10 protein-coding genes are annotated in these 12,999 nt (G+C 62.5%); all 10 read right to left on the reverse strand.

Annotated elements, in window-relative coordinates; translation table 11 throughout:
• Positions 1–96: 96 nt before the first annotated feature.
• On the reverse strand, positions 97–3,045 hold the full coding sequence (locus EKK30_RS08075) for a bifunctional [glutamine synthetase] adenylyltransferase/[glutamine synthetase]-adenylyl-L-tyrosine phosphorylase (RefSeq protein ID WP_290982962.1): 2,949 nt from the start codon (positions 3,043–3,045) through the stop codon (positions 97–99).
• A 4-nt stretch (positions 3,046–3,049) separates the two neighbouring features.
• Positions 3,050–4,498 (reverse strand): ATP-binding protein, encoded by a 1,449-nt coding sequence (locus tag EKK30_RS08080; protein WP_290982964.1) that lies wholly within the window; start codon positions 4,496–4,498, stop codon positions 3,050–3,052.
• Entirely contained in the window at positions 4,482–5,162 is a 681-nt protein-coding gene (locus tag EKK30_RS08085; RefSeq protein WP_290982966.1) for a response regulator transcription factor, read from the reverse strand. The genes EKK30_RS08080 and EKK30_RS08085 overlap by 17 nt, the downstream gene beginning before the upstream one ends.
• Before the next feature lie 120 nt (positions 5,163–5,282).
• On the reverse strand, positions 5,283–6,866 hold the full coding sequence (locus tag EKK30_RS08090) for a Do family serine endopeptidase (RefSeq protein WP_290982969.1): 1,584 nt from the start codon (positions 6,864–6,866) through the stop codon (positions 5,283–5,285).
• A gap of 128 nt (positions 6,867–6,994) precedes the next feature.
• Positions 6,995–7,468, reverse strand: coding sequence for a cytochrome c-type biogenesis protein (locus tag EKK30_RS08095; protein ID WP_290982972.1), 474 nt, complete (start codon positions 7,466–7,468; stop codon positions 6,995–6,997).
• A gap of 4 nt (positions 7,469–7,472) precedes the next feature.
• Positions 7,473–9,452: a heme lyase CcmF/NrfE family subunit gene (locus tag EKK30_RS08100; RefSeq protein WP_290982974.1), complete on the reverse strand. Its 1,980-nt coding sequence runs from the start codon at positions 9,450–9,452 to the stop codon at positions 7,473–7,475.
• Between the two features lie 12 nt (positions 9,453–9,464).
• Complete coding sequence (ccmE, locus tag EKK30_RS08105; RefSeq protein WP_290982977.1) at positions 9,465–9,935, reverse strand: cytochrome c maturation protein CcmE; 471 nt, start codon at positions 9,933–9,935, stop codon at positions 9,465–9,467.
• Between the two features lie 30 nt (positions 9,936–9,965).
• Entirely contained in the window at positions 9,966–11,138 is a 1,173-nt protein-coding gene (gene ccmI / locus EKK30_RS08110) for a c-type cytochrome biogenesis protein CcmI (RefSeq protein ID WP_290982980.1), read from the reverse strand.
• Between the two features lie 136 nt (positions 11,139–11,274).
• Entirely contained in the window at positions 11,275–11,763 is a 489-nt protein-coding gene (locus EKK30_RS08115; RefSeq protein ID WP_290982983.1) for an RT0821/Lpp0805 family surface protein, read from the reverse strand.
• A 162-nt stretch (positions 11,764–11,925) separates the two neighbouring features.
• On the reverse strand, positions 11,926–12,999 hold a 1,074-nt coding region (locus EKK30_RS08120), incomplete at its 5' end, for an ATP-binding protein (protein ID WP_290982986.1).

Here is a 12,999-nt window from a genome sequence, read left to right on the forward strand (position 1 = left end):
TGCACGCCTCGGAGGCTCGCCGTATCGAGGCTTGCTTTCCGTGTCGGTCAACACAAGAACGCGCACCCTGCCACAATCCGTCGGGGGTGCGCAAAGTCACGCGATGATAAGGCGGTTAAACGCGTCCAGGACGCCCGCAAGCGTGCGCTTAAGCCTGATTTCCAGGTCATTGAAGGAGTTTTCGCCGGCCGACCGTACCAGCAGCGATTTCATGCCCTTGGGAGCGGACGCCGGATCAAAAGGCCCCTCGATCGTCAGCCGCAAGACCTGGGTCAGATTGTGTAGGAGCCGGCCCGCGTCAGCTAGCTGACGATCGTCTTCCGGTCGGATCAAGCCCACTGCGGCCGCCTTTGAAAGTGCGTTCACAGTCGTCTGGCTCAAAGCTTCGGGGTGGTCGTGCCCATGAACGAGTTGCAGATACTGGGCGATGAACTCGAGGTCCACCAGGCCGCCGCGGACTTGCTTCAAATCCCAGATGTCAGCGGTGGCTTTTTCGGCCTCGATCCGCCGCCGCATATCGAGGACATCTGCTGCGATTTTGGCGCGATCGCGCTTCGAAGTGAGGACACTGCGAATTTCATCTTCGACCTTGGATTTGAGAGCGACGTTCCCGGCAATGACCCGCGCGCGCGTCAGCGCCATGTGTTCCCAAGTCCAAGCCTCGCTCGCTTGATAGTTTGTGAAACTGGATAGACGAGTTGCGACGGGACCTTTTTGGCCTGAGGGCCGCAGCCGCATGTCAACGTCATAGAGTGCACCTTCAGCCGTGCGCGCCGAGATCGCCGTGATCAGGCGTTGCGTGAGGCGCGCATAATACTGGGGCGGCGAGAGAGGTTTAGCGCCATCCGATTGCTCGACTGTGGGGTCGAAGTCATAAATGAGAATGAGATCGACGTCCGAGGTCGCGGTCATCTCGCGGCCGCCCAGCTTGCCCATGGCGACGACGACGGCCTCGCCGCCCGCGACGCGCCCGTGGTCTTCCTCCATTTCGCGGGTCACTTCGGCAAAGAGAGCTGCAATCAGACGCTCGGCGATTGTCGCGTAGGCCATGCCGGCATCGGTCGCGGAAATGCTGCCCGCCAGGATTCTAACGCCGACCAGGAACGCCAGCTCGCTCCCGATCCGCCGAGCCGTGTCGAGTATTTCCTGGATCGGATCGCCGAACCCTGTCGCCCGCGCCGCGGCGAAAGCATTGGCCACAAGTTCATCGATCGCAGCGCCGCTGAGTTCGCCGCCCATCACTTGCGGATCAAGCACCGCGTCGAGAAGGCGACGGCGGCGGGAAAGAATATGCGCCAGTCTCGGTGCCGATCCCATGATATTGGCAAACAGCCGGATCAGTCCGGGCTGCGCCCTGAGCAGCGAAAAGAGCTGAACGCCGGACGGCAGTTCGGCGAGGAAACGGTCGAAACTCGCGATCGCGCCGTCGGGATCGACAGTATCGGCCAAGGCCTCGATCAGAAGCGGCTGAACTTCCGTCAGTCTCTCTCTGGCGTGCGGCGAACGCACGACGGGCGCGCGGCCGTGGTGCCAACCCCGAACGATTGCCAGCACTTGTGTCGGCTGCGAATAGCCAAGGCGCTTTAGCTCTCCGAGCGTTCGCGGATCATCCTCTGCGCCAGCAAAGACGAGGTTCGACCCGGCTTCGGAGGGCTGCGGCGCCTCTTCGAACAAACCTTGATAGTGCTTCTCGACCGTTTCCAGAACCGGCATGAGATGGGCCGAAAAATCGGCAACGTCGGCGTAGCCTGCAAAGCGGGAGAACGCGTCGAGCGCATTCGGCTGGGAAGGAACCTCGTGCGTTTGCTCGTCCGCCACCATTTGCACCCGATGTTCCAAACGGCGAAGGTAGCGGTAGGCGTGATCGAGCTCAGCACGGACCTCCGGCCTCACCCATCCGCGATGCTGCAACGCCGCCAGCGCATCCAGCGTAGCGCAAACTCGCAGGTCCGGCTGACGGCCGCCCGCGATCAGCTGTTGGGTCTGGACGAAGAATTCGATTTCGCGGATACCGCCTCGGCCAAGTTTCAAGTTCTGGCCCGCGACCGAAATCGGCCCGATGTCGTTGTGCGCGTGGATCTGCCGTTTCATGGCATGAATGTCGGCAATAGACGCGAAGTCCAGGTATCTGCGCCAGATGAAGGGGGAAAGCTCGGACAGGAACTCCGCGCCTGCGTCGATATCGCCGGCCACCGGCCGCGCCTTGATCATCGCGGCGCGCTCCCAATTCTGGCCAACCGTTTCGTAGTAGCCGTGCGCGGCGACGGTCGAGAGCGCGATCTGGGTCGCACCTGCGTCCGGCCTGAGGCGCAGATCCGTGCGGAACACGTAGCCGTCCGGCGTGCGCTCATCGAGAAGAAGCACGAGGTCGCGGGTCAGGCGAACGAAGAACGATTGCAGGTCGCCATCGCCTGCGAGACGCGATTTTTCGCGGTCGAAAAAGACGATGATATCGACGTCGCTGGAGTAGTTGAGCTCGAAGGCGCCATGCTTGCCCATGGCAAGAACGAAGTAGCCCGATCGCTCTTCCGGTCGTTCCGGATCGAATGGGGACCATTGTCCGCGCGCCGAAGCGAGGCGAAAGAGAAAACGGACCGCGCTGCCGACGGCTGCGTCCGCGCATTCCGACAGCGTGCGAGTCACGTTCATCACCGGCCAAACGCCCGCGAGATCGGCCAGCGCCGTCAACAGCGCGACCTCCGACTTGTAGAGACGAAGAACACGCTTCGCCGCCACCATGTCGGCGGCCCCACGCATCGAGGCCCACAGCGCTTCGGTGAGAGCGGCGAAGCGGGCCTCGGGAGCATCGGCGAGAATTCTTGCAAGACGCGCATGGTCGCGATCGGCGAGCGCCGTAAGATAAGGCGAGCCTTCGAACACGCCCGTCAGGAGCTTCTCGACCTTGGGGTTTTCGAGCAGTTCGGCCAGAGGCGGCGCTGCCTCGGCCTTTAGCGCTGCATATCGTTCCGCACCGCGCCCATTGGGAAGCGCTTTGGGCCATTCCGCGATGCGATCGGCGAGGCTTTGAATCGAGGGTTGGTCCATGTCCTCATTGTGCAGCAAGACCGGGCTCGGCGTCATCAAGTCCGTTGGGCGCCGCAACGAGACATCTGCCTGAGAGCAGCAGAACCACCTTCAGTCCGGGATGATTATCCTCGAGCCGCACTTCGCCTTGATGAAGGCGAGCGACCGCCGCCACGAGGCTCAGCCCGAGGCCCGTGCCCGGCTTCGTCCGGCTCTGCTCCAATCGCACGAAGCGTTTGAGAACCCTCTCCCGGTCAGCGGCGCTGATGCCTGGACCATGATCGCCCACCGAGATCGCCGGTTGGCCGCCGACGCGATAGGCGTTGACCGTGATCGTGCTGCCGGGTTCACCGCCACGCGAATACTTGATGGCGTTGTCGATGAGATTGGCGATGGCTTGGCCGATCAGCTGCCTGTTGCCGCGTACGAAGACCGTCTGCTCGACTTCGACGGCGAGCGCGAAGCCCGCCTCTTCCGCCGCAGGCGTGTATAGCTCGCTGACGTCGGCGACGAACTTGCCCAGGTCGAAGGTTTCGGTGCTCTCCTCCAGCGGCCCGGCTTCCAGGCGCGCGATCAGCAGAAGGGCGTTGAAGGTCTTGATGAGTTCATCGGCCTTTTCGATCGTCCGCTCGAGCCCCTCGCGATAGGCTTCCTCGCCACGCGGATCGCGAAGAGCCGCTTCCGCCGAATTCCGCAGCCGATTAAGAGGCGTCTTTAAATCGTGAGCGATGTTGTCGGAGACTTCGCGCAAGCCGTTCATCAGGCTCTCGATCCGATCGAGCATCTCGTTGAGACTGTTGGCCAGTCCATCGAGTTCGCCGCCCCGGCCGGTCGTCGGGATGCGGCGCGAGAGATCACCTTCCATGATCTGGCGGCTTGTCGACGTGATCTGGTCCATCCGATTGACGATCAACCGGCTGACGGCAAGCCCGCCGAGCAGGCCGATGATCGACAATATGCCGAAGCCAAGCAGGAAGGCGAAGCGGATCGAATTGGCGAATGCGCGCTGATCCTCGACGTCGCGGCCGACGATGAGCCGGAGATCAGCGCCGACGTCGACAGGAATGGCAACCGCAAGATGCGTTGCGCCGCCGTCTTCCGTGGGCTGATAGCTGAAGACGCCTCCCCTTCCCTCTACTTCGAGTTCGGGCGGAATGCGATTGAGATTGCCGGCGATCTTCGAGCCCGTGCCGTCGGCGAGGTAATAGAGGCCGAGGCCGCCTTGCGGGCGCGACAGCGCTGTGACTGTTTCAACGAGCTTGTTCTGCCCTCCAACCCTCATCTCGGACGTCAGAATGCGCGACTCCGCCGTCAGGGTCGCGATCACCTGATCGGTGAAAAGCTTGTTGGTCTGCCAGAAAAGAAAGCCGACGACGATCGCCGCGGCGAAGAGAAAGGACGCTACGGCGAGCGCGCTCAGTCCGAAGGCTGTGGTCGATGCCGCTTTCGCGACGCGATCAAGCAGGGCCGTCACGGATTGTATATCCCGAGCCCCGAACCGTGTGCAGCAGCGGCTTCTCGAAGTTCTTGTCGATCTTCGCGCGCAGACGGGAGACGTGCACGTCGATCACGTTGGTTTGCGGATCGAAGTGATAGTCCCAGACATGCTCCAACAGCATCGTGCGGGTGACGACCTGCCCGGCGTGCTGCATGAGATACTCGAGGAGCCGATATTCGCGCGGCTGCAGCAAGATGTGTTCGCCGCCGCGCGTCACGCGGTGGGAGAGGCGATCGAGCACGAGATCGCCAACCGAATAGCGGGTTTGCTGCTCTTCCGGCGCTGTACGGCGGCCGAGTGCTTCGACGCGCGCGAGAAGTTCGGAATAGGCGTAGGGCTTCGTCAGATAATCGTCGCCGCCGGCGCGCAAGCCTTTGACCCGATCATCCACCTCGCCGAGAGCGGATAAAATCAGCACCGGCGTCCGGTTGCCTTCGCTACGAAGCGACTTGATGAGAGAGAGCCCGTCGAGCCGCGGCAGCATCCGGTCAACGATGAGAACGTCGTACACGCCGTCGTTCGCGAGTGACAATCCGGCCTCGCCGTCATGGGCAAGGTCTGCCGTGTGGCCGTTCTCTTTCAGGGATTTTTGTAGGAAGAGCGCGGTTTCTTTATCGTCTTCAATCACGAGCACGCGCATGGTGTGGGTCCGACCTTCGTCATCTCTCCGCTCACTGTTTAACCGGCTGTCCCCCAGACGTCGAGGCAGCCCCGCCGCTGGTAGGACGGAGCTGCCCAGATTCGTCATGGTAGGTTAACCTCAGCCTTTTTTGGTCAACTGAACGGCGACGAGGCGGTTCTGCTCGGCAGATTTGATGTGGAGCAGGACTGCCGTGCGCTTCATGTCTTGAGCCTTCTTGATGCCGGAGAGGACATCGTTCGGCGAGCTGACAGCCTGTCCGGACACCTCCAGGATGACATCGCCAGGCTTCAGGCCCTTTTCAGCAGCATCCGACGCCGGATCAACTTCGGCGATGGCGACGCCTTCAGCATTCTTGCCGGCGCGAGCAGGCATCAGGGTGATGCCGAGCTGGCTCAGGTCGACAGACTTGCTCTCCTGATCGTCGTTGTTCTTGTTGCCGTTGTTGTTGTCGTCGTCGTTGTTGTCGCCGCTCATGGCAGCTTCGGCGTTTTTCGGGAAGAGCCCGAGCTTCACCTTGACCGACTCTTCGGCGTTGTTGCGCCAAACCTTGACGTCGACGTTGGAGTTCGGCGGCAGCTCGGCGATCTTGCGAGCGAGGTCGCGGCTGTCGGCGATCTTGTCACCGTTGACCTGGATGATCGCATCCTGGGTCTTGATGCCCGACTTCGCGGCCGGACCGTTTGGTGTCACTTCGCTGACAAGAGCGCCATGCGGATCAGTCAGACCAATGCTGGCGGCCGTGTCTTCGTCGACGTTCTGGATCTTCACGCCGAGCCAACCGCGGTTCACCGTGCCGCCGGCCTTCAGCTGCTTCACGACCTCGTTGACGGTTTTTGCCGGGACGGCGAAGGCGATGCCGACGTTTCCGCCGGACGGAGAGAAGATCGCCGTGTTCACGCCGATGACGTCGCCGTCGATGTTGACAGTCGGGCCACCGGAGTTGCCGCGGTTCACGGCGGCATCGATCTGCAGGTAGTCGTACGGACCCGAGCCAATGTCACGCGCGAGTGCGGAGACGATGCCGGCCGTGACGGTACCGCCAAGACCGAAGGGGTTACCGACGGCGAGAGCCCAATCGCCAACGCGCGGCTCCTTGTCGGCGAGCTTGATGGTCGGGAACGTCTTGTTGCTCTCGATCTTGATCAGAGCAACGTCGGTGCGGGGGTCGGTGCCGACGAGCTTGGCGTCGTACTTCGTCTCGTCATTGTCGAAGGTGACCTGGATCTTCGTCGCGCCGTCGATGACGTGATTGTTGGTCACGACGTAGCCATCGGACGAAATGACGAAGCCCGATCCCTGGCCTTGGACGATCTTCGGCTTCTGCTCCTGCTGGCCGAACTCCTTCGGGAGATTCTTGAAGAAGTCGTGCAGCGGGTGATCGGGCGGCAAATCGGGCAGTGTGAAGTTCTTATCGCCCTTCTTGTCCTTCTCGTTCGATGCGAGCTTGGATGCGCCGCCGTCGTTGACGACAGAGACCGACACGACAGCAGGCTTAACCCTGTCGACGATATCGGCGAAGGTCAGCGGCGCGCGGCCGAAAGGCGTTTGGATGGTCTGGGCGCCGGATTCAGCGCGCACAGGATGCGACGGCACAAGAAGCCCTAATCCCACCACAGCAACGGCCGCCATGGCCACGGAGGCCGGCGCGATCTTAGAAGTCATTTTTGAAAAAGAGGTCGTCGAGCGGTGCGGAAATCGCATCCCAGGGTCTCCAGCTGAAAGGCAGGCTTCGCGAGCCTTACTATGACGCGTAGAGGAGACGGGGTTACGGCAGCATGTCAGGGACGTTAACTGTTGGTAATCTGCGGTGCCGCAGAGTTAACGATCCGCTACTGATCCTTGCTGGCAAGGATCTCTTCGAGCTTGGCTTTTTCATTTTCGCTGAGAGGCGCGCCCGCCGCGTTCAAGGACGGCTTCGTCGCCCTGATGACCAAAACAATTCCGCCGAAGAGAACGAGGATCGGGGTCAGCCACAGCAGCAGGGTCGAAACTTCGAAGCGGGGCTTCAACAAAACGAACTCGCCATAGCGCGCAACGATGTAGTCGAGAACCTGGGCGTCGTTGTCGTGCGCCATGATGCGCTCGCGGACCAGGCGGCGGAGGTCTCCCGCGAGCGGCGCATCGCTGTCGTCGATCGATTGATTCTGGCAGACCAGACAGCGCAGCTCCGCGGAGATCGTACGCGCCCGCTTCTCAAGAGCGGGATCGGGTAGAATCTCTCCGGGCTGGACGGCATTGGCCAAAGGCATGGCCAGGAAAATTGCCCAGATGGCCAACACTGAGGCTGTCAGGAGTTTCCGCACGCCCCTACTCCGCCGGAACGGGGAGCGCTTGCCTCGTTCGCGACGGAGCGCCGATCCGCAAGCGCCGGTCGGAAAGCGAGATGCCGCCGCCGAGGAACATGATCAAGGCGCCAAGCCAGATGAACCGGACGAGCGGGTTGAAGTAGGCGCGAACGGCGTAGCCGCCACCCGGCTGCGCGTCGCCGATGACGACATAGAGGTCACCACGCCAGGAGGCATGGATGCCAGCCTCGGTGGTCGGCTGCGGCGGCGCATCGTAGAGACGCTTCGCGGGCTGCAAGCGCGTCACCGGCGAGCCGTCGCGCGTGACGGCAAAGTCAGCGATATCTTCGGTGTAATTCGGCCCGCGGCCACGTTCGACGCCGGTAAATGTCACTTCGAAGCCGCCGACAGCGACCTTCTCGCCGGGTTTCATCGCCAGGATGTGCTCCTCGCGATAGGCGCTGGTCGCGATGATGCCGACGACGAGCATGCCGATGCCGAAATGGGCGAAAAGCGTGCCGTACGCTGAGCGCGGCAGGTTCGTTGCGCGACGGGCAACCTCCTCGAACGAAGCGGAACCGACTTTGACCCGGTTCGCCCATTCGATGATCGCTCCTGCCATCACGTAGACGCCAAGCGCGATGCCGAACGGCGCGAGCCAAGGCCCGCGATGCTCGACGGCGAATGCTGCGACAATCGTCACGAGCGCTGCAAGGAATGCGAACGACAACCGCTGCATGGCGCCAAGGAAGTCACCTCGCTTCCACGCCAAGAGAGGCCCCACGGGCAATGCGATCAGGAGCGGGATCATCAACGGGCCGAACGTCATGTTGAAGAACGGCGGTCCGACGGAAATCTTTTCGCCCGTCAATCCTTCGAGCGCCATCGGGTAGAGCGTGCCGACGAGCACAGTCGCAGCGGCGGTGACAAGCAGAAGATTGTTAAGGACGAGCGAGCCTTCCCGGCTGATCGGCTGAAACAGCCCGCCGGCCTGCATGTCCTTGGCGCGCAGAGCGAACAGCGCAAGGCCGCCTCCCGTGAACAGGACGAGGATCGCCAGAATGAAGACGCCGCGCGCCGGATCGACCGCGAACGAGTGCACCGAGGTCAGCACGCCGGAGCGGACGATGAACGTTCCCATCAACGACAAGGAGAACGTCAGGATCGCGAGCAGCACGGTCCAGATTTTCAGCGCTTCACGCTTCTCCATGACGAGCGCGGAGTGCAAGAGCGCCGTGCCCGCCAGCCATGGCATGAAGGACGCGTTCTCGACGGGATCCCAGAACCACCAGCCGCCCCAGCCGAGTTCGTAGTAGGCCCACCACGATCCCATGGCGATGCCGATCGTCAGGAACATCCAGGCGGCGAGCGTCCAGGGGCGAACCCAGCGCGCCCACGCGGCATCGATGCGCCCTTCGATCAGGGCTGCAATGGCAAAAGAAAACGCGATCGAGAAGCCGACATAGCCGGTGTAGAGGAACGGCGGATGGAAAGCGAGCGCCGGATCCTGGAGGATCGGGTTGAGGCCGCGCCCGTCGGATGGAGCAGGATCGAGACGAAGAAACGGGTTCGACGTCAGCAGCGAAAAGAGAAGAAACGCGACGGCGATCGATGCCTGCACCGACAGCACGCGCGCCTTCAAGGTGGGGGGAAGATTATTGCCGAAGACCGCAACGGCCGCACCGAAAAGCGCGAGGATCAGCACCCACAGCAACATCGAGCCTTCGTGATTGCCCCAGACGCCGGCCATCTTGTAGATCAGCGGCTTGGTGGAGTGCGAATTCTCGGCGACGTTCAAGACCGAGAAGTCCGACGTCACGTACGCGTGCATCAGCGCCAGGAATGCGAGCGCGATCAGCAGAAACTGGGAGAGAGCCGCGGGCTCGGCAACGCGCATCATGCGTTCGTCGCGTACGGCCGCACCGAACATCGGCACGACGACCTGCACGACGGCGACAAGCAGCGCCAGAATGAGAGCAAAGTGTCCGAGTTCGACGATCACGGCTTTGTCCTTCTAAGGCATCTCTGCCTTGAGCTGCCCTGGATGGGCGCTCGTTCCGAGCTTCACGCCCTTCGCTTCTAGCGCCTTCGCCACGTCGCGGGGCATGTAATTTTCATCATGTTTGGCGAGGACGGTATCAGCCTTGAAGCCGCCGCTGCCGTCGAGCACGCCCTCGGCGACGACGCCCTGGCCTTCCTTGAACAAATCCGGCAGCACGCCCGTAAAGGTCACGGGGATGTCTTTCAGCGTGTCCGTCACCTTGAACGTGATCGTCGTGCCCTGACCACGAACGACCGAGCCCTGTTCGACGAGGCCGCCTAGGCGAATGCGCTGGCCCGGCTGCACGCCCTTTTCAGCGATGTCGCTCGGGGTGTGGAAGAAGACGATGCTGTCCTTCAACGCGAAGAGGACGAGGATGAGCGCGAGCCCGAGAACCGCGACACCTCCGCCGATCAGCACTCCTCGCTTCTGCTTCCGTGTCATTGGAAAATCCCGAGCATTCTTTGCATCTCGTCAGCTCCCCAGTCCCAGCTGCCGCGCCAGATCTTCAACCTGAGCGAGCCCGACCTGGTTATCCTTCAAGTTCGTGCGCGCATCATTCAAGGCTTTGACGGCGTCGTCATGGCGACCGAGCACTTGATAGGCGCGGATGAGCTTCACCCAGCCGGCGGCGTCGCTGCCATCGGCCTTGAGGCGCGCGGCGAGCCCCTCGACCATGTTGGTGATGAAGGCCTGCCGCTGCTCGGGGTTCATCGACATCACGGCGGACGCGTCAGGACCGGACGGCGCGCCGCTCGCGGCGGGTGCGCTCTCAGTTGCCTTATTCTCTTTTGCCACCGAAGCTGCGGCGGCGGGATCGATATTGGCGAGGCGTTCTTCCAGAACTTTTCGCCACGGCGCGTCGGCGGGAGACTGCTCAATCAAGCTCTTGTAGTCGGCGGCGGCCTCCGCAAGGTGACCGTCCTGCTCTTTGGCGAGAGCCAGCCAGATGCGAGGTTCGATGGTCTGCGGGGCGAGAACGATAACCCGCTGAAGTGCCTTGCGGGCGTCGTCGGGGACGATGCCGTTCTCGAGGCGAATGCGGGCGTTGGCGAAGCCTTGCAGGCGTTTTGGGTTTTCGCCGAGGAGCTGGATCGCCTGGCGATAGGCTTGCGCCGCATCCTCGTAGCGCCCCATGGCGTAATAGACTGGCGCGATGACATCCCAGCCAACGCCATCTTCCGGATGGTCGCGAAGCCGCTGCTCGACCTTGGCGACAAGGTCGTTCGGCTTGCTGGCTTCGGAAGCGTCGGCGATGCGCTCGCTCAACGGCTGGGCAGGCATCCCCGGCGCGCCATAGGCAAGGTAGATCCCGAGGCTCGCCACCGGCAGCGCGATCGAGGTGAAGATCGTGACCGGCGTAATGAAACGGCTGCGCGTTTTCTCATCGCCCGCCGTTTCAATTTTAGGATGGTCCTGCGTTACGCGCAGGAGCCGGCGCGCGATCTCGGCTTTGGCGCTCTCCGCTTCGTCGACGCCGATCGCGCCGCGTGCGGCGTCGGAGGCGATTTCCTTCAATTGATCTTTGTAGACGGCAATGTCCGCGTCGGCGATGCCGCCTGCGGGTCTCGCAGGCACCATCAGCGGCCGCATGATGGCGAGCGTCACGCCCGCCACAAGCACAGCCACTAGAATCCAGAAAACCATTGCCTCGCGATCCTCGATCTTTGTGGAGGGAATAGGATCGCGCGCCCGTCCAGGCAAGCAGACAAAGCTCGTGGCAGCCGTTCTGTCGCGGACCGGTTAAATTCCGGAAATGTTTCCGGCCGCTTTTTGCGGTGCGTTAGCCTACGCTCTGCCAGCCACCGTCGGTGCTTCGGCAGGCGGTGCCCCGCATCTGCTTGGGCTTACCGTCAATATATACGGTGTGGGTGTAATCGCGGCAGTCCGCAACGCCCCGCTTGTAAGGACGGCTCGGCACCACTTCCCCGTAGTTACCGGTATCGGGATCGCGCCACTGGCGGGAAACACCCGACTGGCCGCGTTCGAGAGCGTCGTATTCGGCTTCCTGGGCATAGCGCCTGTCACGGTCGTCCATGCTCTTGCCGATCTGGCTGCCGACGATGCCGCCGACTACGGCACCCGCGATCGTGGTGGCGACCTTACCGTCGCCCTTGCCGACTGCGTTGCCGAGAAGGCCGCCGGTGATGCTGCCGATCACGAGGCCGGTATTCTGATTGTCGACCCCACCTTGACCGTTGCTGCATCCCCCCAGCAAGGCGACTGCCATGAACGGCAGTAAAAAGCGCGCGCTGCGCATGGTAAACCCCATTGTCGGTTCATCCCCTCGCGCCGCTTTTGCCCCAACCGGCGCATAGTCCCGACTATTGGCTAGACCGATATTGTGCCTTCGACAAGGCGGAAATCCACCACAATTCGGGCAAATCCCCACCCCATTGGAATGGTGCACCGCGAAAGCATCAGACTGCTGTCTTTAGGCCGCCGGCAGTTCCAGAACAGCTTTCAGACCGCCGTGCTGGGAGGCATCGAGCCTCAGTTTGCCCCTGTATGATGAGGCGAGATCGCTGACGATGGAGAGGCCGAGGCCGGAACCGGGCTTTGTCTCGTCAAGACGTAAACCGCGCTTGCCGATCTTGGCGCGCTGCTCGGGCGAGAGGCCGGGGCCATCGTCCTCGACAGTGATCCTCAGCTTCCGCAACAGGGGCGGATCCTGTGGATTGACGCCCGCTGCCAGGAACACCCGGCTCTTCCCCCACTTGCAGGCGTTGTCGAGCAGGTTGCCGAGCATCTCCTCGAGGTCTTGCTTTTCGCCTTGGAATTTCACGCCGGGCTGAACGGTGAAATCGATCGCGATCCCTTTGTCCTGATGGATGCGCTCCAGCGCGCGGACAAGGGGTTCTGCCGTGGCCTCCACGGGCGTCACGCGGCCGATCGTGTTCGACCGCGCGGCAATGCGGGCCCGATCGAGGTAATGCGTGATCTGATCGCGCATCAGATCGGCTTGCTGTGCCACCTTCGAGCCGAAGGCGCTCTCTTCCTCGCGCGCTTCATTGGTGATTACGGCGAGTGGCGTCTTCAGCGCATGCGCGAGGTTGCCGACCTGGGTCCGCGCACGATCGATGATGTCCTGATTAGAATCGATCAGCGCGTTGAGTTCCGCTTGCAGCGGCTCGATCTCGGCGGGGAGATTGCCTTCCAGCCGCTCGGCCTCGCCCGAGCGAATACCGGCGAGGCTTTTTTCAACCCGGCGCAACGGCAAAAGACCGAAGCGCACCTGAAACACCGTGGCGGCCAGCAGCCCCAAACCAACCAACGCCAGCGCGCTCGTCAGACGCGTGCGGAACTTGGCGACGGTGGCCTCGAACCAATCCATCGGACCGGCGACGATGATCGAATACTTGGTCTTATCGGGATCGTGACCGGGGGAATCGATGAATTCCAGGATGCGGATCGTCGTCCCGGTCGGGCCCGGGACGTTCATCCAGCGCGTTCCCGTGTCGTCGGTCGGGAACTTGCGGTCATAGGGCGACGGCAGCACCGCTGTCGC

Source organism: Hyphomicrobium sp. (assembly GCF_003987855.1).
Lineage (GTDB): Bacteria > Pseudomonadota > Alphaproteobacteria > Rhizobiales > Hyphomicrobiaceae > Hyphomicrobium_B.